A 23313-nucleotide genomic window follows, 5' to 3' on the forward strand; every position below is an offset into this window, starting at 1 on the left:
TTCGCACCGGGAGCCTCGTTCGGGCATCAGCCGGGAAACATCGTGAGCCGTCTTTCCGAGCATCTGCTGGTCGTGTTGATCACGCTTTGGGCCGGAGCACTGTGGTCGATCGGGTACATCGTCGCGCCCACCCTGTTCGGCATGCTTTCCGATCGTGCGCTCGCCGGCAACATCGCCGGCCGCCTGTTTGCGCTGGTGGGGTGGATCGGGGTCGGTTGTGCCGTCTACGTGCTGGGTTTCATGCTCGCACGCTGGCGGTGGCGAGCGTTCCGGAGCGGACTGTTCTGGCTGGTTGTGGCGATGCTGCTGGCGACGCTCGCGAGCCGGTTCGGCATCCAGCCGCTGATGGCGCAGATGAAAGCGGATGCCTGGCCGCGCGAGGTGATGGACACCGTGATGCGGGACCGCTTCGCCACGTGGCATGGCGTTTCGAGCGTGCTCTATCTCATCCAGAGCGTGCTCGCGTTGCCGCTGGTGCTCAGTGTCCGCAAATTGCTCGGCCGCTGACGGGGTGTCCCGTCAGGCGGATTATTTGCGGCCGGCGGACTCGGTTTTGCGCGTATAGGTCCGGCTGCGCTTGGCCGCGAGGCGCTTCTTGTCCGAGGCGGCCTTGATCAGCGCGGTGCGACGTGCAGCGGCTGCGAAGGCCCGTGCCGATTTCGCTCTCGCGACGCCCGTGTTCGCGCTGGATATCGCGGTCTTCCCCTGGACGGATTTTTCGGCTTCTTCCCGCCGTTCGCGCCAAATGACGAGAATGGTGCCGATGTGCTGGATAGGGGAGGCACCGAGGGCGTCGCAGACCGCTTTCATCAGTGCGTCGCGTGCAGCGCGTTCGGCGCCGTGGACCTTGATCTTGATAAGCTCGTGCGCCTGCAGGGAACGGTCGATTTCGCCCAGCACGGCTGGCGTCAGGCCGTTTCCGGCAATGCTGACGACGGGGTTCAGATGGTGGGCGCCGGCACGCAGTTCGCGCCGCCGGGCGGGGGTGAGCTCGCTCATACTTTTCTCAAATCTTTCAGGGGCATGGATTCTACTCCGATGAAGCGAACCAAGACCAGCAAGGCGTGGATGCAGGAGCATGTCAACGACCCGTACGTCCAGCGCGCAAAAAGCGAAGGTTACCGGTCACGGGCAGCATTCAAGCTCATCGAGCTCGATGACCGCGATCGCCTGATGCGAAGCGGAATGGTCGTCGTCGATCTGGGCGCTGCCCCGGGATCCTGGAGCCAGGTCGCACTGCGGCGAGTGGGGCGCGAGGGGCGGGTCTTCGCACTGGACCTGCTGCCGCTGGACCCGCTAGGGGGCGTCGAGTTCATCCAGGGCGACTTTCAGGAAGAGCCGGTGCTTGCCGAACTCGAGTCGAGGCTCGGCGGGCTCCCCGTCGACGTCGTGCTGTCGGACATGGCGCCGAACATGTCCGGCATCGATACAACCGACCAGGCCCGCTCGATCTACCTCGGGGAACTGGCGCTTGAGTTCGCGGGGCACCACCTCAAGCCCGGGGGAGGTTTCGTTGTGAAAGTGTTTCAGGGACAGGGTTTCATGGAGTATCGAAACGAGGCCGCGAAGCATTTCCACGCGCTGCACGTGCGAAAACCGAAGGCATCGCGCGACCGCAGTGCGGAAGTGTATCTGGTGGGTGTCGGCTACCGCGGCAGCTAGGCTCCTCGTTACAGCGCCAAAACTGTGGAACTCCACAGTCGGGCACCGAGTCTTCCATTTATGCTGCCGGACGCGGCAAACCTTTTCACGGTCATATTGCAATTCAGGCCGGCGACCCCATATCGGAATCGTTATGGCGTGCCGATCAGGTGATTGAAACAGCCCATCGGGCCTATTGGTTTACGCCGCGGAACGTTCGCCACTAGAATGAGTCCATCTGTCGCTGCCCCCGTTGGGCTCTCAAGGAAAGAAGTTGAATAATCTCTTCAAGAATCTCGCGATCTGGATGGTTATCGGCGTCGTGCTGATGACGGTATTCAACCAGTTCAATACGCGGCAGGTTTCGGCCAGTACGATGGAGTACTCCCAGTTTCTGGAGGAAGCCAGGGCCGGGCGCATCGCGAAAGCGACTATCGACGGCCGTCTGGTGCGTGCGACGACGCAGGAAGGCCGGCAGATCACTGTGTATACGCCTGGTGTGCAGGATATCTGGATGGTGTCGGACCTGATCCGCGCCGGCGTGGCCGTGAACGCGTCGAAGCCCGAAGAAGAGCAGTCGTTCCTGATGAGCATCTTCGTTTCCTGGTTCCCGATGTTGCTGCTGATCGGCGTCTGGGTGTTCTTCATGCGGCAGATGCAGGGAGGCGGACGGGGCGGCGCGTTTTCGTTCGGCAAGTCGAAAGCCAGAATGCTCGATGAGAGCGCCAATTCGCTCTCTTTTGCGGATGTCGCAGGCTGCGACGAAGCAAAGGAGGAAGTGTCCGAACTCGTCGATTTCCTGCGTGACCCGTCCAAGTTCCAGAAACTTGGCGGGCACATTCCGAAAGGCGTGCTGATGGTCGGTTCGCCGGGTACCGGCAAGACTTTGCTCGCGAAGGCGATTGCCGGCGAGGCGAAAGTGCCGTTCTTCTCGATTTCCGGCTCCGATTTCGTCGAGATGTTCGTCGGTGTCGGCGCGGCGCGCGTACGTGACATGTTCGAGCAGGCGAAGAAACACGCGCCATGCATCATCTTCATCGACGAGATCGATGCTGTCGGACGTCAGCGTGGCGCAGGCATGGGGGGCGGCAACGACGAGCGCGAACAGACTCTCAACCAGTTGCTCGTCGAGATGGACGGCTTCGAAGGGCAAACGGGAGTCATCGTGATCGCCGCGACGAACCGCCCTGACGTGCTCGATCCGGCGCTGCTGCGCCCGGGACGGTTCGACCGGCAGGTTGTCGTCCCGCTGCCCGATATCCGGGGCCGGGAGCAGATCCTGAAAGTCCATATGCGCAAGGTGCCCATTGCACCGGACGTCGAACCTGTCGTCCTTGCGCGCGGCACGCCCGGATTTTCCGGCGCCGACCTGGCGAACCTCGTCAACGAAGCGGCATTGTTCGCGGCGCGGGGCGGCAAGCGACTCGTGGATATGGAAGACTTCGAGCGCGCCAAGGACAAGATCATGATGGGGTCCGAACGTCGTTCGATGGTGATGCCGGAAGAGGAACGCCGTAACACGGCGTACCACGAATCCGGTCATGCGTTGGTCGCGAAGTTGCTCGACAAGACCGACCCGGTGCACAAGGTCACGATCATCCCGCGAGGTCGTGCACTGGGGGTGACGATGCAGCTGCCGGAGCAGGATCGTTACAGCCAGGACCGCGAACGGCTGCTCCAGACGATCGCCGTGCTGTTCGGTGGCCGGATCTGCGAAGAGATCTTCATGGACCAGATGACTACCGGCGCTTCGAACGACTTTCAGCGGGCCACTGACCTCGCTCGCCGGATGGTGACGCAGTGGGGCATGTCGGACAATCTCGGGCCGATGGTGTATGGCGAAGAAGAGGGAGAGATCTTTCTCGGCCGGCAGGTGACGACCCACCGGAACGTGTCCGAAGCCACGATGCAGAAAGTGGATGCCGAGATACGCCGCATCATCGATCAGCAGTACGCACTGGCGCGGCGCCTGATCGAAGACAACCGCGACAAGATCGAGGCGATGACGCGTGCGCTGCTCGAATGGGAAACTCTGGATGCGGAACAACTGAACGACATCATGGCGGGACGTGCTCCGCGGGCACCCAAGCCGATCACTCCGGCGCAGAGTCGCCCGAAGGACGACGCTCCGGGAGCCGAGCCCACGGCGCCGGCCCCGGCAGCGTAAATTCTCGGCCGACAAGAAGTTCGACCTTCCCTCGGGCCGGCATTTAGCCGGCCCGAGTTCATTTGAGGACTGATATGCAGGTTTTGAGATGCGGTCGATTCCGCCTGGAACTCGACCGCCCACACATCATGGCGATCGTCAATGTCACGCCGGACTCGTTTTCTGGCGACGGCCTCGGTCGGGATCTGGACACAGCGACGCGAAGGGCGCAGGCGGCAGTCGATGCGGGAGCGGATCTGCTCGACATAGGGGGCGAGTCGACGCGCCCCGGGTCGGAGCCTGTCTCCGAGCAGGAGGAACTCGACCGCGTCATCCCGCTGGTCGAACGTCTGGCTGATTGGTCCGTGCCGGTTTCGGTCGACACGTTCAAGCCGACCGTGATGCGGGAATCCCTGCGGGCCGGGGCGAGCCTGATCAACGATATCAACGCGTTCCGGGCGCCGGGTGCGATCGACGCCGTGCGGGACAGCGAAGCGGCACTGTGCGTGATGCACATGCAGGGCGAGCCCCGCGGCATGCAGTCCGATCCCCGCTACGATGATGTAGTCGCGGAAGTGCTCGAGTTCCTGAACGACTGTGTTCGGGCTCTCGCGGACAAAGGCGTGGACAGAGACCGGATCCTCCTCGACCCCGGGTTCGGATTCGGCAAGACCCTCGAGCACAACCTCGCGCTGTTCCGCGCCCTCGACCGCTTCGTCGGGCAAGACTATCCGGTGCTGGTCGGAGTGTCGCGAAAGTCCATGATCGGGGCGATCACGGGACGAGCGGTCGGCGAGCGAGTGCATGGCAGCGTCGCCGCGGCGCTGATCGCTGTCGAGCGCGGTGCTCGGATCGTGCGAGTCCATGACGTCGCCGCGACGCGCGATGCATTGAAAGTGTGGCAGGCGGTAACCGGCGTCCCGGCATAGGCAGGAGTGCACGAAGTCTCCCCGTCGTTGATGCGATAATTCGTTTTTCGACGAATGTCGCGGGGGAAAAATGGGGAGAAAGTATTTCGGCACCGACGGCGTACGGGGGCGGGTCGGCGATTCGACGATCACGCCCGAATTCGTCATGCGTCTCGGCTATGCAGCCGGGGTGACGCTGGTGGGGCGGGAGCAGTTGCCTCCCGGAGAGCGGCCCGCGATTCTCATCGGCAAGGACACCCGCATTTCCGGCTACATGCTCGAGGCCGCTCTCGAAGCCGGATTTGCAGCGGCGGGCGTCGATGTGATGCTTGCCGGTCCGGTGCCGACGCCAGCGGTGGCCTATCTCACCCGTGCGCTCCGTCTCCAGGCCGGAGTCGTCATCTCCGCCTCGCACAACCCTTACGACGATAACGGCATCAAGTTCTTTTCGGCGAACGGCACCAAGTTGCCGGATGCGCTCGAGGAAGAAATCGAGTTCCGGGTCGATCAGCCGATGGTCTGCGCCGAGGCATCGCGCCTGGGCAAGGCGCGACGGATCGTCGATGCGGCGGGACGTTACGTCGAGTTCTGCAAGAGCGCGTTTCCGAACGAGTTCGACCTGCGTGGTTACCGGATCGTCCTCGACTGCGCTCACGGCGCGGCCTATCACATCGGACCGAGCGTGTTTCACGAACTGGGCGCGGAAGTGATCCCGCTGGGAGTCGAACCCAACGGATTGAACATCAACGACCAGGTCGGCGCCACGCATCCGCAGACGCTGCGTTCGGCAGTACTGGCGAACAAGGCGGACTTCGGCATCGCCCTCGACGGCGACGGCGATCGCGTCGTCATGGTCGATGGAGACGGCGAGCTTTACGATGGTGACAAGCTGCTGTACGTGATTGCAGCGTCGCGGCAGGCCGAAGGGCGCCTGGAAGGCGTCGTCGGCACGCTGATGAGCAATCTCGGCCTCGAGCGCGCGATCGGCCGCCTCGGCCTTGCCTTCGCGCGAGCCAAGGTCGGTGACCGCTACGTGCTGGAAACCATGCATGAACGGGGCTGGAGGCTCGGCGGGGAAAACTCCGGCCATATCATCTGCCTCGATCGTCATACCACGGGCGACGGCATCGTCTCCGCGCTCCAGGTTATCGCGGCGCTGATCAAGGGCCAGTGCACGCTGGCTACCGCGTGTGCGGACCTCGTCTTCTATCCGCAGAAACTCATCAACGTGCCTCTGGCCGCAGGATTCGACTGGCGGTCCGACGAGCGCATCGACCAAGCGCGCAGCGACGCCGAACTGGAACTCGGCGAGCAGGGCCGGGTGCTGCTGCGCCCTTCAGGAACCGAGCCGTTGCTCCGGGTCATGGTGGAAGGAAAGGACGGTTCCCAAGTCGAGAGACTGGCGCGACATATCGCCGACTGCGTTCGGCACGCCAGCGTCTGACGAAGGGCCGCGAGCTTTCGGGCCTTCGGCAACGAGGGCTTCGACCGCCTCGTCGTAGCCAATTCTGCGGTTTCGGTTGAGGCAGCGCAGCGCCCAGCTTCGCCTGTAACACTCCTGAAATATTGCGTCCGTACACTTCGGCCGCCCGAGCAGCATCGAGCCGAATCTTTTTTTGTGAAGGATATCGGCTTCGCGATCGATGCGGCGGCTCGGTGCTCGCCACTGTCAAATTTCTGACACATTTGGCGAGGATGATTCGAGGCGCCTCAAGCCGCGGCAACATCGCAGCGGCACCGGGCATCGTTCATTTACCAGGAGATTCCGTATGTCGGGTTTCAAGCAGGTCGCCTTGGCGACCGCTCTCGTCCTGTTCGGTTCGCACGCTGTGCACGCCCAGTCCATCGTGAAGGTGGATGGCTCCAGCACCGTGTTCCCGATCACGGAGGCCGTAGCCGAAGATATTCAGAAAGCCAGGAAAGGCTCGGTGAAGGTCACGGTCGGCATCTCGGGCACCGGCGGCGGTTTCAAGAAATTCTGCCGCGGCGAGATCGATGTTTCGGGCGCGTCGCGTCCGATCCTGAAAAAGGAGATGGAAGCATGCGCGAGCGCCGGCATCAGGTATTACGAACTGCCGGTTGCCTTCGACGCCTTGACGGTCATCGTCAACCCGAAGAACACCTTCGTCAAACAGCTGACCGTCGAGCAACTCAAGAAAATGTGGGAGCCTGACGCACAGGGCAAGGTCACCAGCTGGAAGCAGATCGACTCGTCGTTCCCGGATGTCCCGCTGAAGCTTTTCGGCGCGGGCTCGGATTCCGGCACTTTCGATTATTTCACCGAAGCGGTCGTGGGCAAGGCGAAAGCTTCGCGCGGTGATTTCACCGCCTCGGAAGACGACAACGTCCTCGTTCAGGGCGTTTCACGCGACCAGAACGCAATCGGCTACTTCGGTTATGCCTACTACGCGGAAAACCAGGGCAAGTTGAAGGCCGTGCCGATCGTGAACAAGGAAGGCAAGGCGGTTTCGCCCGGTCCCGACTCGGTGATCAGCGGCGCCTACAATCCGCTGTCGCGCCCGATCTTCATTTATGTCAGCGAAAAGTCGCTGGAGAAGCCTGAAGTGCGCGATTTCGTGGCTTACTACATGAAGAACGCTTCGGATCTTGCGACCGAAGTGAAATATGTTCCGCTGCCACCGAAGGCGTATGAAACCGCGATGGAGAATGTGAACAAGAAGAAGGTCGGCACCGTTTTTGGCGGTGAAGCGGAAGTCGGCGTCACCATCGAGTCGCTTCTGAGCCGCGAAGCAAAGCTCTGACGTCCGGGTGCGCGGGCGGCGCCCGCGCACCCTTTACCCTGTCAACGGGCCAAGAATGCAAGACGCAAACAGCATGGAATCGCTCGAAGGCGCATCCTTCGAGCCGCTGAGGGTCAGCGACCGGCTGGCCAGGAAGGCGCTGCGCCACACGAAGGAACGCGTCATCGAGGCTCTGCTTTTCGGCGCAGCGGGTGTCTCGGTGCTGACGACGGTGGGCATCGTGTGGGTGCTGGTCAGCGAGTCCTACCACTTCTTCACGGTCGTGCCGATCTGGTCCTTCCTGACCGACACGATGTGGACGCCGCTTTTCGCCGACGCGCATTACGGCATCCTGCCGCTGCTTGCCGGCACGCTTACGACTTCGCTGGTCGCGCTCGTGGTCGCGATCCCGCTCGGGACGACGATCGCGATCTACCTCTCGGAATTTGCAAGGCCCGCCGTGCGGGAAGCCGTGAAACCGTTTCTCGAACTCCTCGGCGGCATCCCGTCGATCGTCTACGGCTACTTCGCGCTGATCGTCGTCATACCGCTGTTGCAGCTGTTGATCCCGGGCTTGCCCGGGTTCAACATGCTCGGAGCCGGCATCGTAATGGGGATCGCGATCATTCCCTACGTCAGTTCGCTCGCGGAGGACGCCATGCGAGCGGTGCCGATGAGCATGCGCGAGGGTTCCTACGCGATGGGCGGCACGAAATTCCAGACCGCCGTCCGGGTCGTGATACCTGCGGCGCTTTCGGGCATTTTGTCGGCGTACATTCTCGGGATTTCGCGCGCCGTGGGCGAGACGATGATCGTTGCGGTCGCTGCCGGCATGCAGCCGAACTTCACGATGAATCCGATGGAGCCGGCACAAACGATTTCGGCATACATCGTGCAGGTCGCGCTCGGCGACCTGCCTCACGGCTCGATCGGTTACCAATCGATTTTCGCCGCAGGACTGAGCCTCATGGTGATGACGCTGCTCCTCAATGTCGCCGGTCACTTTGTCCGCCGCCGCTATCGTGAAGCCTATTGAGAGGATGAGCATGATTCCCGCGGATCTCTCCGGTATTCAGCGCATCATCCGGCGCAACAAGCGACGGGACCTGATTTTTGCGATCTTCGGTTTCGTGGCGTTGCTGATCGGCGTGCTGACCTTTCTCGCATTGTTCCTGCAGATGGCCTTTGCGGGATGGGAGCGATTGACCCCGGACTTCTTCACCTCTTTCCCGTCACGACGTGCCGGTCAGGCAGGGATCCTCTCCGCCTGGGTGGGCTCGGTGCTCGTGATGCTGGTGACTGCGGTGTCGGCCGTCCCGCTGGGTGTCGCTGCAGGGGTGTACCTCGAGGAATATGCGACGAGGAGTTTCGTCACCGATCTCATAGAAATCAACGTGACCAATCTCGCCGGGGTACCTTCGATCGTCTACGGACTGCTCGCGCTCGGGGTCTTCGTCTACGCCTTCGGCTTCGGCCAGAGCATCCTGTCGGCGGGCCTGACGCTGGGCCTGCTGATCCTTCCCGTCGTCATCGTTGCCACGCGGGAGGCGATCCGCTCGATTCCGCAGCACATCCGCGAAGGGGCCTATGCGCTGGGGGCCACGCGTTGGCAGGTCACGCGTGATCATATCGTGCCCTATTCGATGCCTGGCATCCTTACCGGTGTCATCATCGGCATGTCGCGGGCGATCGGTGAAACGGCGCCGGTCATCACGATCGGCGCGCTGACCTTCATCGCCTTCCTGCCGGAGTCGCCGATCGGGCCGGAGTTTCCCTGGGTGAACTTCGAGTGGCTGAAATCGGGGTTCACCGTCATGCCGATCCAGATGTTCAACTGGACTTCCCGTCCGGAGGAGGCTTTCCAGCAGAACGCCGCCGCCGCCGGTTTCGTGCTGGTTCTCATGACCCTGGCCATGAACGCGATTTCCATCTGGATTCGTTATCATCTGCGCAAGGACATCAAATGGTAGGCAATATCGTAATGCGTTCAATTGATCGACCCGGCGGGCAGGCGGCAAGACCGACCATCGGGAGTGTCGCTGGCGCATCGAACACGCGCACACGCGATGCCCGCTCTTTGCCCGACACACCGCCACTCAAGGCGGCAGCGGAAAACTTCAGTTTTTATTACGGCCAGTTCCAGGCACTTAAATCCATCACTCTGCCGGTCTACGAGAAGCACGTTACTGCGCTGATCGGGCCGTCCGGATGTGGCAAGTCCACGCTGCTGCGGGCCTGCAACCGGATGCACGATCTCTCTCCGGGCAACCGGTACGAGGGCGCGATCCGGTTGCTGCCCGACAACACCAATCTGCTCGACCCCGCCGTCGATCCCATCGAGGTCCGGATGCGAATCGGCATGGTGTTCCAGAAACCAAACCCGTTCCCGAAATCGATCTACGAGAATGTCGCGTACGGACTGCGTATCCGAGGGGAAAAAAGTCGTTCCGTCCTCGACGATCGCGTCGAGGAGGCCCTCAAGGGCGCGGCTCTGTGGGCGGAAGTCGCACATCGCCTGAACGAACCTGCGTTTGCCCTGTCCGGCGGGCAGCAACAGCGACTGTGCATCGCGCGTTGCCTCGCGACAGACCCCGAAGTGCTGCTGTTCGACGAACCGACCTCGGCGCTCGACCCCATCGCCACCGCCAGCATCGAAGAACTTATCGACCAGCTGCGGCAGAAGGTCACGATTCTGATCGTCACGCACAACATGCAACAGGCGGCGCGGGTGTCGGACTTCACCGCCTACATGTATCTCGGGGAACTGATCGAGTTCGGCCAGACCCGCCAACTGTTCGTGAATCCTGTTCGACGGGAAACCGAGGACTACATCACAGGACGCTTCGGCTAGGTATCAGGCCGCACACCAGCTTTTCTGCGGTCCCCCGCTTGGCCCGGCCGCGCGGGTGGTCGAGGGCATCGCCTTTACCCCGTAGGGCCGGGCACGATAGAATGGCTCGATTTGACGGATTCGAGTGCATGGAACGCAAGCTTGTCGTCGGCAACTGGAAGATGAACGGCGATCTGGTAAGCAATCAGGCGCTCTTCGAACAGCTTGTCGACCGTAGTCCCTCCAGCATCGATACTGCCCTGTGTGTTCCGTTTCCTTATCTGGCGCAGGGTCAGCGAGCGTTGTCGGGGAGTGCGATAATGCTCGGCGCCCAGAATCTGAGTGAATTCGATGCCGGAGCGTATACGGGCGAAGTCAGCGGGCGGATGCTTTCGGACTTCGATTGCCGCTTCGTCATCGTCGGCCATTCGGAGCGGCGTACGGTGTTCCGGGAGGATGACCAGCTGGTTGCGCGAAAGGCACGTGCCGCGCTGGCGGCAGGTCTCGTGCCTATCGTATGCGTCGGCGAGTCGCTTGCCGAGCGGGACGCAGGCCAGGCAGAAGACGTCCTGTTGCGCCAGCTCGAAGCATTGGTCCAGCTGCTCGACGGCGCGTCGCTGGCACGGCTTGTGATCGCGTACGAGCCGGTGTGGGCGATCGGGACCGGACGGGCGGCTTCCCCGGAGCAGGTCCAGGAGATCCTTTCGTTCGTACGACGCTGGTTGTCCGGTCACGTGGGAAATTCTCGCGCGATCCGGATCCTGTATGGGGGAAGCGTGAAGGCAGACAGTGCCGCTGCATTGTTCAGTCTGCCTGATTCGGACGGCGGGCTGATTGGCGGCGCGTCGCTTGTTGCCCAGCAATTTCTTGAGATCTGTGAAGCTGCTGCCAAGGCTGCACAGGACGGCAATATGGGTGATTTCAAAGGTTCTCGATGAGTAATTATATTTTTTCAATCGTTCTGACGATTCACGTGCTGGTTGGCCTGTTCATCATCGGACTGGTGTTGATGCAGCACGGCAAGGGGGCGGATGCCGGAGCGGCATTCGGTGGTGGTGCTTCCGGCAGCGTGTTCGGATCATCCGGTTCGGCGAATTTTCTCAGTCGCACGACAGGCGTCCTTGCCACGGTCTTTTTCATAACCAGTCTGAGTCTCAGCTACCTGGCGAGCAACAAACCGAGCCAGCCTTCGAGCGTGATGGAGGGCGCTTCGGCCTTGTCCGCGCCCGCGACGGACGCGAGTCCGGCTGACGGCGGCGCGGAGGATTCGAAGGCGAAGGCGATTCCAAAATAAGTTCATTTTGGGTTTGCGCACTGCGGAAAAAGTCGTATAATTTTTTGGCTGTAACAACGTGGCCGACGTGGTGAAATTGGTAGACACGCCATCTTGAGGGGGTGGTGGCGAAAGCCGTGTGAGTTCGAGTCTCACCGTCGGCACCAGGTTTTGAAGATCGCCCGCTAATGCGGGCGTTTTCATGCCGTGCAACAGTGAAGTCAGCGCAAATCTAATATCCAAAACGGGGTGTTTCGATGCTGGAAAACTACTTTCCTGTCCTGATGTTCATCCTCGTTGGTCTGGGATTCGGTCTGGTTCCCGTGATTCTCGGGCGTGTTCTCGCTCCCTATCGGCCGGACGGCGAGAAGCTGTCGCCTTATGAGTGCGGCTTCGAGGCGTTCGAAGATGCGCGCATGAAATTCGATGTGCGCTATTACCTCATCGCCATTCTTTTCATTCTCTTCGATCTCGAAATCGCCTTTTTGTTTCCCTGGGCGACTGTATTTCAGGAATTCATTGCAGCCGGCGAAATTGCCTGGTTTGTATTCGGTTCGGTAATGGTTTTTCTTGCCGTGCTGGTTATCGGCTATGTCGTCGAGTGGAAGAACGGTGCACTCGACTGGGAGTGATGCATGAGCATTGAGGGCGTTTTTCGCGAGGGATTTGTTACCACCTCGCTCGATGCGGTGATCAATTGGACGCGCACCGGTTCTCTGTGGCCAATGACCTTCGGCCTGGCCTGCTGTGCCGTCGAAATGATCCACGCAGGCTGCGCACGATACGATCTCGACCGCTTCGGCGTGGTGTTTCGTCCCAGTCCCCGGCAGTCGGATCTCATGATCGTGGCCGGTACGCTTTGCAACAAGATGGCGCCGGCATTGCGCAAGGTTTATGACCAGATGGCCGAGCCTCGTTGGGTGATCTCGATGGGCTCGTGTGCCAATGGCGGCGGCTATTATCACTACTCGTATTCGGTCGTGAGAGGGTGTGATCGCATCGTGCCGGTCGATGTCTACGTGCCCGGTTGCCCCCCGACTGCAGAAGCGTTGCTGTACGGCATCATTCAGTTGCAGAACAAGATCAAGCGCACTAACACCATTGCGCGGTGACAGGTGGCCCATTTATGAGTTCGAAGCTGGAACGTCTGAGCAGTTCGCTGCAAAACATCCTGGGTGCGAAGGTGCGGTCGGTGGTCGTCGATCGCGGGGAGGTCACGCTCGAAGTCGCAGCGGCCGATTACCTCGCCGCGGCACAAATGCTGCGGGACCATCGTGATCTGCGATTCGAGGAACTGATCGACCTCACCGGTCTGGATTATTCGGCTTACGGGAACGGAGCCTGGACGGGTAAGCGGTTCGCCGTCGCCGTGCATCTGCTTTCTCTCACGCACAACTGGCGCATTCGTTTGCGTGCCTTCGCCGATGACGATGCCTTTCCGATGTTCGAGTCACTGGTTGGAGTATGGCCAGGTGTCAATTGGTACGAGCGCGAGGCCTTCGATCTCTACGGCCTCATGTTTGCCGGCCATCCGGATCTGCGCCGAATCCTGACGGATTACGGCTTCGTGGGCCATCCGTTCCGCAAGGACTTTCCTGTTTCCGGCTACGTCGAGATGCGTTACGACCCCGAGCAGGGAAGGGTGGTGTATCAGCCCGTGACCATCGAGCCGCGTGAGAACACGCCGCGCATCGTGCGCGAAGAGAACTACGGGGATGTTGGCAATGGCTGAGATTCGCAATTACACAATCAACTTCGGCCCGCAGCATCCTTCGGCCCACGGCGTGCTTCGTCTGGTGCTTGAGCTCGACGGCGAAGTCGTCGTGCGTGCCGACCCGCATATCGGCCTGCTCCATCGCGGAACGGAGAAGCTCGCGGAAACACGTACCTGGGTGCAATCGGTCCCTTATATGGACCGGCTCGACTATGTGTCGATGATGTGCAACGAGCACGCCTACTGCCTGGCGATCGAGCGTCTGCTGGGGCTCGAAGTGCCGATTCGCGCCCAGTACATCCGGGTCATGTTCGATGAGATCACCCGGATTCTGAATCATCTTCTCGGCATCGGCACGCACGCGCTCGATATCGGCGCGATGACGATGGTGCTGTATACGTTCCGCGAACGTGAAGATTTGATGGATGCCTACGAGGCGGTTTCAGGTGCGCGGATGCATGCCGCGTATTACCGTCCCGGCGGCGTCTATCGCGACCTGCCGGACCGCATGCCGCAATATGTTGTCAATAAGTTCAAGAACGCGAATACCGTCCGCGAGCTGAACGAGAACCGCCAGGGTTCGTTGCTCGATTTCCTGGAGGATTTCACTGAACGGTTCAACGGCTACTGTGACGACTACGAAACGCTCCTCACCGACAACCGGATCTGGAAACAGCGCACGGTGGGTATCGGTGTGGTCACGCCCGAGCAGGCCAAGGCCTGGGGATTCACCGGGCCGATGCTGCGGGGTTCCGGCGTCGCGTGGGACTTGCGCAAAAAGCAGCCTTACGAAGTGTACGACCGCATGGACTTCGACATTCCGGTCGGGAAGAACGGCGATTGTTACGACCGTTACTTATGCCGCATGGAAGAGATGCGCCAGTCGAACCGCATCGTCAAGCAGTGTATCGACTGGTTGCGCAAGAATCCGGGGCCGGTCATCGCGGACAATTACAAGGTTGCGCCGCCGCCGCGCGAGAGGATGAAGGGCAACATGGAGGAGCTGATCCACCATTTCAAGCTCTTCACCGAAGGCATGCATGTCCCGAGCGGAGAAGTGTACGCGGCAATTGAACACCCGAAGGGCGAGTTCGGCGTCTATGCCGTCTCGGACGGCGCGAACAAACCTTACCGTCTGAAGCTCAGGGCGCCGGGGTTCGCGCATCTCGCGGCGATGGACGAGATCGCCCGCGGCCACATGATCGCCGACGTGGTCGCGATCATCGGCACGATGGATGTGGTGTTCGGCGAAATCGACCGCTGAACGAACTGGCATGACAAACGTCGGCAGGCAATCCGGGAAGACGAACACGAAATGCTGAGTCAGAAATCGCTACAACAGATCGATCGCGAGATCGCGAAATATCCGCCAGATCAGAAACAGTCGGCGGTAATGTCGGCGTTGCGCATCGCCCAGATTGAAATGGGCTGGCTGGCGAAAGAGACGATCGAATTTGTCGCCGGCTATCTCGACATGCCGGCAATCGCCGCTTACGAGGTGGCGAGCTTCTACAACATGTACGATCTTCAGCCGGTGGGACGCCACAAGATCACGGTGTGCACCAACCTCCCGTGCGCCCTGTCGGGGGGCGTGCATGCAGCCGATTATGTGAAGCAGAAGCTGGGGATCGATTTCAACGAGACCACGCCGGACGGCAAGTTCACCCTCAAGGAGGGTGAATGCATGGGAGCCTGTGGCGACGCTCCAGTGCTGCTGGTGAATAATCACCACATGTGCAGCTGGATGACGACGGAAAAGATCGATCAACTGCTGGCCGATCTGGAAAACAAATGAGCGCACGCGGACTTATTCTCGCCGGCGTCGACGGCGACCGCACCTGGCGGTTACAGGACTATATCGGGCGCGGCGGTTATTCCGCTCTGAAAAAAATCATTGCGGAAAAGATTCCGGCCGAAACGGTTATCGCCGAATTGAAGGCTTCTTCGCTGCGCGGACGCGGCGGTGCGGGTTTCCCCACCGGGCTCAAATGGAGCTTCATGCCGCGTTCATTCCCGGGAGCGAAATATCTCGCCTGCAATTCCGACGAGGGCGAGCCGGGTACTTTCAAGGACCGCGACATTCTCCGCTACAACCCGCACAGCGTCATCGAGGGCATGACGATCGCGGCGTATGCGATGGGATGCGAGCGGGGCTACAACTACATCCACGGCGAGATTTTCGAGATCTACGAGCGCTTCGAGGAGGCGCTGGCCGAAGCGCGTGAAGCGGGCCTGCTCGGGCAGAAAATCCTGGGTTCGGATTTTTCGTTCGAGTTGTTCGCACACCACGGCTACGGTGCCTACATCTGTGGTGAAGAGACCGCGTTGCTCGAGTCGATCGAAGGCAAGAAAGGGCAGCCGCGCTTCAAGCCGCCGTTTCCGGCAAGCTATGGCCTTTACGGCAAGCCCACGACGATCAACAACACTGAAACTTTCGCCTCGGTGCCGTTCATCATCAATATGGGCGGCGAGAGTTTTCTCAACCTCGGGAAGCCGAACAACGGCGGCACGAAGTTGTTCTCGATTTCGGGACACGTCAATCGTCCGGGGAATTACGAGATCGGAATGGGCACTCCCTTCGCGGAGTTGCTCGAAATGGCTGGCGGAATGCGCGGCGGGGGCAAGCTCAAAGCCGTCATTCCCGGCGGCTCGTCATCGCCCGTGTTGCCGGCAGCCGTGATGATGGACTGCACGATGGACTACGACTCCATCGCCAAGGCAGGGTCGATGCTCGGTTCAGGCGCGGTGATCGTCATGGATGAGACCACGTGCATGGTGAAGGCGCTCGAACGCCTGTCGTATTTCTACTTCGAGGAGTCCTGCGGGCAGTGCACGCCGTGCCGTGAGGGAACCGGTTGGCTTTATCGGGTGGTTCATCGGATCGAGAACGGGTTGGGACGTCGCGACGATCTCGATCTGCTCAACTCGGTGACCGGCAATATCATGGGACGCACCATTTGCGCCCTCGGTGATGCCGCGTCGATGCCGGTGCAGAGTTTCATCAAGCACTTCGGCTCGGAGTTCGAGTACCACATCGAAAACAAGAAATGTCTAGTGCCGCCCGAGGTTCAGTACCAGGGCAGCCAAATCTACGTGAGTCCGTGATGCTAGAGATCGAAATCGACGGCAAGCAGGTATCGGTCGAGGATGGCAGCACCGTGATGGATGCCGCGACCAAGATCGGTGCATACATTCCGCACTTCTGTTATCACAAGAAACTATCCATCGCGGCAAATTGCCGCATGTGTCTCGTTCAAGTCGAAAAGGCGCCGAAGCCGCTGCCCGCATGCGCGACTCCGGTCACCAACGGCATGAAAGTGTGGACGCGGTCGGACCAGGCGATCAAGGCGCAAAAGGGGGTGATGGAGTTTTTGCTCATCAACCACCCGCTCGATTGCCCGATCTGCGATCAGGGCGGCGAGTGCCAGTTGCAGGATCTCGCAGTCGGTTACGGCGCGAGCCAGTCCCGCTACGAGGAAGAAAAGCGCGTCGTGTTCAACAAGAACCTCGGCCCGCTCGTGGCGACCGACATGACGCGTTGCATCAACTGCACACGCTGCGTGCGCTTCACGACCGAAATTGCAGGCATGATGGAACTCGGCCAGGCATTTCGCGGCGAGCATGCCGAAATCATGCCGTTCATCGAAAAGACGCTGGACTCCGAGCTGTCGGGCAACATCATCGACCTTTGCCCTGTCGGTGCGCTGACGTCGAAGCCCTTCCGTTTCGCTGCGCGGACGTGGGAGCTTTCCCGGCGCAAATCGATCAGCCCGCACGATTCGCTCGGCTCTAACCTTGTCGTTCAGGTCAAACACGACATCGTCAAGCGTGTGCTGCCGCTCGAGAACGAGGCAATCAACGAGTGCTGGCTGTCCGACAAGGACCGTTTTTCGTACGAAGGCCTGAACAGCGAGGATCGGCTGACGGTCCCGATGATCAAGCAGGATGGTGAGTGGAAAGAAGTCGACTGGCAGGCAGCGCTCGAATTCGTCGCGAACGGTCTGCTCGCGACGGCGAAGGAGAATGGGCCTGCGACAATCGGCGCCCTGGCATCGCCTCATTCGACTCTCGAAGAATTGCACCTGTTGCAGAAACTCGCGCGCACGCTCGGTACCGACAACATCGACTTCCGGCTGCGCCAGTGGGATTTCCGCGCGGACGGTCACCGGAGCGGCGCTCCGTGGCTCGGGATGGCGATCTCCGAGGTCGCGGAGCTGAATCGGCTGCTGATCATCGGCAGCTCCTTCCGCAAGGAGGCACCGCTGCTGGCGCAGCGCGTGCGACAGGCGGCCAAGCGCGGGCTGCAGGTGAATGCGATTCATGCCGCAAGCGACGACTGGTTGTTGCCGGTCAGGAACCGGGCGCTGGTCGCTCCGTCGGCAATGGTCGGCATGCTGCTGCAGGTCGCGGGAGCTCTGGCGGCCGAAAAAGGTCTGTCGGTTGCAGACGAAATTGCTCCCCGCGTGCCTGCCGAGATCTCGGATGAAGCGCGTGCGATCGCGCAGAGTCTCTCCTCGGGCGCTCGCGTTGCCGTGTGGCTGGGCAATTTTGCGGAACAGTCCGAATTCGCCGCTGACCTGCAGGTCGTCGCACAGGAGATCGCCCGCTTGAGCGATGGATCCCTGGGCTTCATCGGCGAAGCGGCAAACAGCGTCGGCGGGTATCTCGCGAAGGCGGCACCCATCGTCGGCGGGTTCAACGCCCGGCAGATGGTCGAGCAGCCGCTGAAATCCTATCTGCTGCTCAATGCCGAGCCGGATCTCGATTTTGCGCATCCCGTCGCAACGATGGCGGCACTGCGCGGCGCGCGGCTGGTCGTAGCGCTGTCCGCATTTACGTCGCCAGCGCTGCGCTCCTGTGCAACCGTGCTGCTGCCGATTGCTCCCTTTACCGAAACGTCCGGCACGTTCGTCAATTGTGAAGGCAGGGCGCAGAACTTCAACGCCGTCGCGCGTCCGCGCGGCGAGGCTCGACCCGGCTGGAAAGTGCTTCGCGTTCTCGGCAACCTGCTCGAACTGGAAGGGTTCGACCAGAACGATTCCGAGGCGGTCGCCGCGGAAGTGCTGTCTACCGACGTCGCCGAGCGCCTCGGGAACGGCGTGTCGGGCATCGAGCTTTCGGCGCGTCCTGCTGTTGCAGGCGGGCTGGAGCGCGTAAGCGACGTGCCGATCTATTTCGCCGATCCGCTGGTGCGCCGGTCGCCTCCGCTGCAGAAGACGCGGGATGCCGCCGCACCGTCCGTTCGGGCGAGCTCGGCAACCTTGGCGCGCCTGGGATTCGAAGCAGGAGCACGGGTTCGGGTAAGGCAGGGCGGGGCCGCCGTTGAACTCGCTGTCGTCGTCGATGAAAACGTCGCCGACAAGTGCGTTCGCATTGCTGCCGCTCATCCTGTGACCGCAGCCCTCAGCCCGATGTGCGGCGAAATCAGCCTGGAGCGTGTTTGATGGAAGCTTTGCTCGAACCCGTGGTGCAGTTGTTCGGGCCTGCGTGGCCCGCCGTGTGGACCCTCACGAAGATCGTTGCGATCATCGCGCCGTTGATGCTTTGTGTAGCGTATCTGACCCTGGCGGAGCGCAAGGTCATCGGCTACATGCAGGTGCGGATCGGGCCGAACCGGGTCGGTCCGAAGGGACTGCTGCAGCCGATTGCCGACGGGATGAAGCTCCTTTTCAAGGAAATCATCGTCCCGACCGGCGCCAGCAAGGGGCTGTTCATCCTCGGCCCGATCCTGGCGATCGCGCCCTCGCTGGCAGCCTGGGCAGTGGTGCCGTTCGGCGAGGGAATGGTGCTTGCCGATGTCAACGCGGGGCTGCTGTTCCTGCTGGCAATCACGTCGGTCGAAGTGTATGGCGTCATCATCGCGGGTTGGGCGTCGAACTCGAAATACCCGTTTCTCGGTTCCATGCGGGCTGCAGCACAGATGGTGTCGTACGAAGTCGCGATGGGTTTCGCACTGATTTGTGTGCTGCTCATATCGGCGAGCCTCAATCTCACCGACATCGTTCGTTCGCAGGGACAGGGTCAATTCCACGAAATGGGTTTGTCGTTCCTGTCGTGGAACTGGATCCCGCTGTTTCCGATGTTCATCGTGTTCCTGATTTCGGGCATTGCGGAAACCAACCGCGCGCCGTTCGACGTCGTCGAAGGGGAGTCCGAAGTCGTGGCCGGCCACATGGTCGAGTATTCGGGGATGGCGTTCGCGCTGTTCTTCCTTGCCGAATACGCGAACATGATCCTGGTCTCGATCCTGACGTCGGTGCTGTTTGTCGGTGGCTGGCTGTCCCCGGTCAGTTTCCTGCCTGACGGGTTCTTCTGGCTGGCGTTGAAAACGGCATTTTTCCTGTTCGTGTTCCTGTGGGCGCGAGCAACGTTCCCGCGCTTTCGCTACGACCACATCATGCGGCTGGGCTGGAAGGTATTCATTCCCATCACCCTGGTGTGGGTGATCGTGGTGGCAGTGTGGATGATGTCTCCGCTGTCGATCTGGAAATGAGAGGCTGAAGATGGGTGCGAAGGATTACATCGGTAGCCTGTTCCTCACGGAACTGATCAAGGGCCTGGCGCTGACCGGGCGCCACCTGTTTGCGCGCAAGATCACTGTGCAGTTCCCGGAGGAGAAGACGCCGGCGAGCCCGCGGTTTCGTGGACTGCATGCGCTGCGCCGCTATCCGAACGGAGAGGAGCGGTGCATTGCATGCAAGCTTTGTGAAGCGGTCTGCCCGGCGCTGGCGATCACGATCGAATCCGAGCAGCGGGACGATGGGTCGCGGCGCACCAAGCGCTATGACATAGACCTTACCAAGTGCATTTTTTGCGGTTTCTGCGAGGAAGCATGTCCGGTCGACGCGGTGGTTGAAACCCGAGTGATGGAATATCACGGTGAGAAACGCGGCGATCTCTACTACACGAAGCAGATGCTGCTTGCGGTGGGTGATCGTTATGAAGCACAGATTGCTGCCGATCGCGAAGCCGACGCCAAGTATCGCTAAGGGAGGGCGCTGACGGGCGCCACGAAAAGAAAATGGATTTCAAGACTTTCGTCTTTTACGTTCTTGCCGTGATCATGGTTTTCGCCGGGTTGAGAGTCATTACGGCTCGAAACCCGGTACACGCGGCCTTGTTCCTGGTGCTGTCGTTCTTCTCGGCAGGCGGGATCTGGCTGTTGCTGGCGGCGGAGTTTCTCGCGGTTGTCCTCGTGATGGTGTATGTGGGCGCAGTCATGGTGCTGTTCCTGTTCGTCGTCATGATGCTGGACATCAACCTCGATCGGCTGCGACAGGGATTCTGGAGCTATCTCCCGGTGGGCGCGCTGATCGGCGTGCTGCTGGTGGTCGAGATGGCGCTGGTGCTCGGTGGGCGGTACTTCGGACTGGAAGCAATGCCCGAGCCGCCGGCGGCTCAGGCGGGGTACAGCAACACGCGTGAGTTGGGGCGGCTGCTCTATACCGATTACGTGTATCCGTTCGAGCTCGCTTCGCTGTTGCTGCTCGTGGCGATGATCGTCGCGGTGACCCTGACGCTGCGCAAGCGCAAGGGCGTGCGTTATCTCAATCCGTCCGAACAGATTTCGATCAAGCGTGGCGATCGCGTCGAACTGATTTCGATGCCCGCCGAGAAAGAATAAGAACCGCTGCCGCTGTTAGGCCGATGCAATCAGGGAGTCATTGATGCTTTCGCTTTCCCACTATCTCGTTCTGGGCGCGATCCTGTTCGCGATCAGCGTGGTCGGGATTTTCCTCAACCGGAAGAACCTGATCGTCCTGCTGATGGCTATCGAGTTGATGTTGCTCGCGGTCAATCTGAACTTCATTGCCTTTTCGCATTATCTCGGCGATCTGGCAGGGCAGATCTTTGTTTTCTTCATTCTCACCGTGGCAGCAGCGGAATCGGCAATCGGTCTTGCGATTCTGGTGGTGTTGTTCCGCAATCTGCGGACGATCCATGTGGATGATCTCGACAGCCTCAAGGGTTAAGGAAGCGGCTCGATGACGGACATGCAAAAGCTTTATCTCCTGGTGCCGCTGGCACCGCTGGCCGGCGCACTCTTCGCCGGACTGTTCGGCAAGGCGATCGGACGCGCCGGCGCGCACATCGTCACGATCCTCGGTGTCGCAGTGGCGCTCGCGGCATCCGTGGTGATCTATCAGGACGTGCAGGCCGGGAATACCTTCAACGGAACCGTGTATACGTGGATGAGGACCGGAAACCTGACCCTCGAGGTCGGCTTCCTGATCGATTCGCTGACCGTGATGATGATGCTCGTCGTGAGCTTCGTGTCACTGATGGTGCACATCTACACGATTGGCTACATGCATGACGACCCGGGCTATCAGCGGTTCTTCAGCTATATCTCGCTGTTCACGTTTTCGATGCTGATGCTGGTGATGTCGAACAACTTCCTCCAGTTGTTCTTCGGCTGGGAAGCAGTGGGCCTCGTCTCGTACCTGCTTATCGGCTTCTGGTATGAGCGCCCGACGGCGATCTACGCGAACCTCAAGGCGTTCATGGTCAACCGCGTGGGCGACTTCGGGTTTCTGCTCGGCATCGGCCTGATCGCCGTCTACGCCGGAAGCCTCGATTACGCCGAAGTGTTCGCCAAAGCGGGCGAACTCGCCGCGCAGGACATGGCGGTCACGGGCTGGCCGCTGATCACCGCGATCTGCATCTGCCTGTTCATCGGCGCGATGGGAAAATCCGCACAGGTCCCGCTGCATGTCTGGCTTCCCGACTCGATGGAAGGCCCGACACCGATTTCCGCGCTGATTCACGCGGCGACGATGGTGACAGCCGGCATTTTCATGGTCGCGCGCATGTCGCCGCTGTTCGAGCTGTCGGACGTCGCGCTGTCGTTCGTGCTCGTGATCGGCGCAACCACCGCGCTCTTCATGGGTTTCCTCGGCATCGTCCAGAACGACATCAAGCGCGTCATCGCGTACTCGACGCTCTCGCAACTGGGCTACATGACCGTCGCCCTGGGTGTCTCGGCGTATTCGGCCGCAGTGTTCCATCTGATGACGCACGCGTTCTTCAAGGCGCTGCTGTTCCTCGGCGCCGGTTCGGTCATCATCGGCATGCATCACGATCAGGACATGCGCAACATGGGTGGCCTGTGGAAGTACATGCCCGTGACTTGGTTCACGTCGCTGCTGGGGTCGCTCGCGCTGATCGGCTTTCCGTTCTTCGCGGGTTTCTATTCGAAGGACTCGATCATCGAGGCGGTGCATGCTTCGACGATTCCGGGGGCCGGCTACGCGCTGTTCTGCGTGCTGTTCGGTGTCTTCATTACCGCATTTTATTCGTTCCGCATGTATTTCCTTGTTTTCCACGGCAAGGAGCGGTTCGGCAACGGCCATGGGCATCATGATCATGTCGGCGATCATGACGACGAGGAACCGTCTACCGATCACCATCACGGCCTGGCGCCCGGACAGAAGCCTCACGAGTCGCCGTGGGTCGTCACGCTGCCGCTGGTGCTGCTCGCGATCCCGTCGGTCGTGATCGGGTTCTTCACGATCGAGCCGATGCTGTTCGGAGAATGGTTCAAGGACGTGATTCACGTCGGCGCCAACCACGTGGGTCTGTCCGAACTGGCCGAAAACTTCCACGGGCCGGTGGCCATGGCGGTCCACGGGCTGCAGACCGCGCCGTTCTGGCTCGCGATGGGTGGCGTCGGGCTCGCCTGGTTCTTCTACATGGTGCGGCCGGACATTCCGGCAGCGATACAGCGCACCTTCCGGCCGTTGCATGCGCTGCTCGAGAACAAGTATTTCTTCGATCGTTTCAATGAAATCGTTTTTGCCGGCGGCTCGCGGCAACTCGGCAAGGGATTGTGGAAGGGCAGCGACCAGGGGTTGATCGACGGAATCGCGGTGAACGGGACCGCCAGGCTGGTCGGCTGGGTGGCACAGGTCAGCCGGCTGTTCCAGACGGGGCACCTCTACCAGTACGCGTTCGCGATGATCATCGGGGTCTTCATTCTGCTCACCTTCTGGTTCAACCTCGGTTGAACGGGCAGGAACAGTGAATAACGATAAACGCGCGTCGGTCGTCGACGCACTTG

General features: G+C 60.8%; 24 protein-coding genes and 1 tRNA gene. 24 read left to right on the forward strand and 1 reads right to left on the reverse strand.

The window, feature by feature from the left end; all coding sequences use genetic code 11:
- Positions 1 to 42: 42 nt before the first annotated feature.
- The gene (locus EBN1_RS13590; RefSeq protein ID WP_011238535.1) at positions 43 to 507 is read left to right on the forward strand and encodes a DUF4149 domain-containing protein; all 465 of its coding nucleotides are present in this window, start codon (positions 43 to 45) and stop codon (positions 505 to 507) included.
- A gap of 21 nt (positions 508 to 528) precedes the next feature.
- Here the strand turns inward: EBN1_RS13590 and EBN1_RS13595 are convergent, their stop codons facing one another.
- A complete protein-coding gene (locus tag EBN1_RS13595) occupies positions 529 to 999 on the reverse strand; it encodes a YhbY family RNA-binding protein (protein ID WP_011238536.1) in 471 nt (156 codons plus the stop codon).
- A 39-nt stretch (positions 1000 to 1038) separates the two neighbouring features.
- Here EBN1_RS13595 and rlmE point away from each other — a divergent pair, with 39 nt between their 5' ends.
- The 23 genes from rlmE (at position 1039) to nuoL (ending at position 23260) form a co-directional block, all read left to right on the forward strand.
- On the forward strand, positions 1039 to 1662 hold the full coding sequence (gene rlmE / locus EBN1_RS13600; RefSeq protein ID WP_011238537.1) for a 23S rRNA (uridine(2552)-2'-O)-methyltransferase RlmE: 624 nt from the start codon (positions 1039 to 1041) through the stop codon (positions 1660 to 1662).
- Positions 1663 to 1915: 253 nt separating this feature from the next.
- Complete coding sequence (gene ftsH / locus EBN1_RS13605) at positions 1916 to 3808, forward strand: ATP-dependent zinc metalloprotease FtsH (protein WP_011238538.1); 1893 nt, start codon at positions 1916 to 1918, stop codon at positions 3806 to 3808.
- Positions 3809 to 3882: 74 nt separating this feature from the next.
- On the forward strand, positions 3883 to 4716 hold the full coding sequence (folP, locus tag EBN1_RS13610; RefSeq protein ID WP_011238539.1) for a dihydropteroate synthase: 834 nt from the start codon (positions 3883 to 3885) through the stop codon (positions 4714 to 4716).
- A gap of 70 nt (positions 4717 to 4786) precedes the next feature.
- Positions 4787 to 6139 (forward strand): phosphoglucosamine mutase, encoded by a 1353-nt coding sequence (gene glmM / locus EBN1_RS13615; protein ID WP_011238540.1) that lies wholly within the window; start codon positions 4787 to 4789, stop codon positions 6137 to 6139.
- Between the two features lie 325 nt (positions 6140 to 6464).
- Complete coding sequence (locus tag EBN1_RS13620) at positions 6465 to 7457, forward strand: PstS family phosphate ABC transporter substrate-binding protein (protein ID WP_011238541.1); 993 nt, start codon at positions 6465 to 6467, stop codon at positions 7455 to 7457.
- A gap of 55 nt (positions 7458 to 7512) precedes the next feature.
- The gene (gene pstC / locus EBN1_RS13625; RefSeq protein ID WP_011238542.1) at positions 7513 to 8472 is read left to right on the forward strand and encodes a phosphate ABC transporter permease subunit PstC; all 960 of its coding nucleotides are present in this window, start codon (positions 7513 to 7515) and stop codon (positions 8470 to 8472) included.
- Positions 8473 to 8482: 10 nt separating this feature from the next.
- A complete protein-coding gene (gene pstA, locus EBN1_RS13630) occupies positions 8483 to 9406 on the forward strand; it encodes a phosphate ABC transporter permease PstA (RefSeq protein ID WP_011238543.1) in 924 nt (307 codons plus the stop codon).
- 11 nt (positions 9407 to 9417) lie between these two features.
- Entirely contained in the window at positions 9418 to 10287 is an 870-nt protein-coding gene (gene pstB, locus EBN1_RS13635; RefSeq protein ID WP_011238544.1) for a phosphate ABC transporter ATP-binding protein PstB, read from the forward strand.
- A 128-nt stretch (positions 10288 to 10415) separates the two neighbouring features.
- Complete coding sequence (gene tpiA / locus EBN1_RS13640; protein WP_041646380.1) at positions 10416 to 11204, forward strand: triose-phosphate isomerase; 789 nt, start codon at positions 10416 to 10418, stop codon at positions 11202 to 11204.
- Positions 11201 to 11560, forward strand: coding sequence for a preprotein translocase subunit SecG (gene secG, locus EBN1_RS13645; protein ID WP_011238546.1), 360 nt, complete (start codon positions 11201 to 11203; stop codon positions 11558 to 11560). Before tpiA ends, secG begins: the two co-directional genes overlap by 4 nt.
- A gap of 61 nt (positions 11561 to 11621) precedes the next feature.
- A tRNA-Leu gene (locus EBN1_RS13650) sits at positions 11622 to 11706 on the forward strand.
- A gap of 90 nt (positions 11707 to 11796) precedes the next feature.
- Positions 11797 to 12171, forward strand: coding sequence for an NADH-quinone oxidoreductase subunit A (gene ndhC / locus EBN1_RS13655; protein WP_011238547.1), 375 nt, complete (start codon positions 11797 to 11799; stop codon positions 12169 to 12171).
- 3 nt (positions 12172 to 12174) lie between these two features.
- Positions 12175 to 12651, forward strand: coding sequence for a NuoB/complex I 20 kDa subunit family protein (locus EBN1_RS13660; protein ID WP_011238548.1), 477 nt, complete (start codon positions 12175 to 12177; stop codon positions 12649 to 12651).
- Positions 12652 to 12665: 14 nt separating this feature from the next.
- The gene (locus EBN1_RS13665) at positions 12666 to 13271 is read left to right on the forward strand and encodes an NADH-quinone oxidoreductase subunit C (protein WP_011238549.1); all 606 of its coding nucleotides are present in this window, start codon (positions 12666 to 12668) and stop codon (positions 13269 to 13271) included.
- Positions 13264 to 14517 (forward strand): NADH-quinone oxidoreductase subunit D, encoded by a 1254-nt coding sequence (locus EBN1_RS13670; protein WP_011238550.1) that lies wholly within the window; start codon positions 13264 to 13266, stop codon positions 14515 to 14517. The genes EBN1_RS13665 and EBN1_RS13670 overlap by 8 nt, the downstream gene beginning before the upstream one ends.
- A 51-nt stretch (positions 14518 to 14568) precedes the next feature.
- Positions 14569 to 15048 (forward strand): NADH-quinone oxidoreductase subunit NuoE, encoded by a 480-nt coding sequence (gene nuoE, locus EBN1_RS13675; RefSeq protein ID WP_011238551.1) that lies wholly within the window; start codon positions 14569 to 14571, stop codon positions 15046 to 15048.
- Positions 15045 to 16358, forward strand: a complete 1314-nt coding sequence (gene nuoF / locus EBN1_RS13680) for an NADH-quinone oxidoreductase subunit NuoF (protein ID WP_011238552.1) — start codon at positions 15045 to 15047, stop codon at positions 16356 to 16358. The genes nuoE and nuoF overlap by 4 nt, the downstream gene beginning before the upstream one ends.
- Positions 16358 to 18697, forward strand: a complete 2340-nt coding sequence (nuoG, locus tag EBN1_RS13685; RefSeq protein WP_011238553.1) for an NADH-quinone oxidoreductase subunit NuoG — start codon at positions 16358 to 16360, stop codon at positions 18695 to 18697. Before nuoF ends, nuoG begins: the two co-directional genes overlap by 1 nt.
- Complete coding sequence (gene nuoH / locus EBN1_RS13690) at positions 18697 to 19746, forward strand: NADH-quinone oxidoreductase subunit NuoH (RefSeq protein ID WP_011238554.1); 1050 nt, start codon at positions 18697 to 18699, stop codon at positions 19744 to 19746. The genes nuoG and nuoH overlap by 1 nt, the downstream gene beginning before the upstream one ends.
- A gap of 10 nt (positions 19747 to 19756) precedes the next feature.
- The gene (nuoI, locus tag EBN1_RS13695) at positions 19757 to 20242 is read left to right on the forward strand and encodes an NADH-quinone oxidoreductase subunit NuoI (RefSeq protein WP_011238555.1); all 486 of its coding nucleotides are present in this window, start codon (positions 19757 to 19759) and stop codon (positions 20240 to 20242) included.
- 32 nt (positions 20243 to 20274) lie between these two features.
- Positions 20275 to 20877 (forward strand): NADH-quinone oxidoreductase subunit J, encoded by a 603-nt coding sequence (locus tag EBN1_RS13700; RefSeq protein ID WP_011238556.1) that lies wholly within the window; start codon positions 20275 to 20277, stop codon positions 20875 to 20877.
- Positions 20878 to 20920: 43 nt separating this feature from the next.
- Positions 20921 to 21226, forward strand: coding sequence for an NADH-quinone oxidoreductase subunit NuoK (nuoK, locus tag EBN1_RS13705; RefSeq protein WP_011238557.1), 306 nt, complete (start codon positions 20921 to 20923; stop codon positions 21224 to 21226).
- Positions 21227 to 21238: 12 nt separating this feature from the next.
- A complete protein-coding gene (nuoL, locus tag EBN1_RS13710) occupies positions 21239 to 23260 on the forward strand; it encodes an NADH-quinone oxidoreductase subunit L (RefSeq protein WP_011238558.1) in 2022 nt (673 codons plus the stop codon).
- Positions 23261 to 23313: the final 53 nt, after the last annotated feature.

Source organism: Aromatoleum aromaticum EbN1, from assembly GCF_000025965.1.
GTDB classification, from domain to species: domain Bacteria; phylum Pseudomonadota; class Gammaproteobacteria; order Burkholderiales; family Rhodocyclaceae; genus Aromatoleum; species Aromatoleum aromaticum.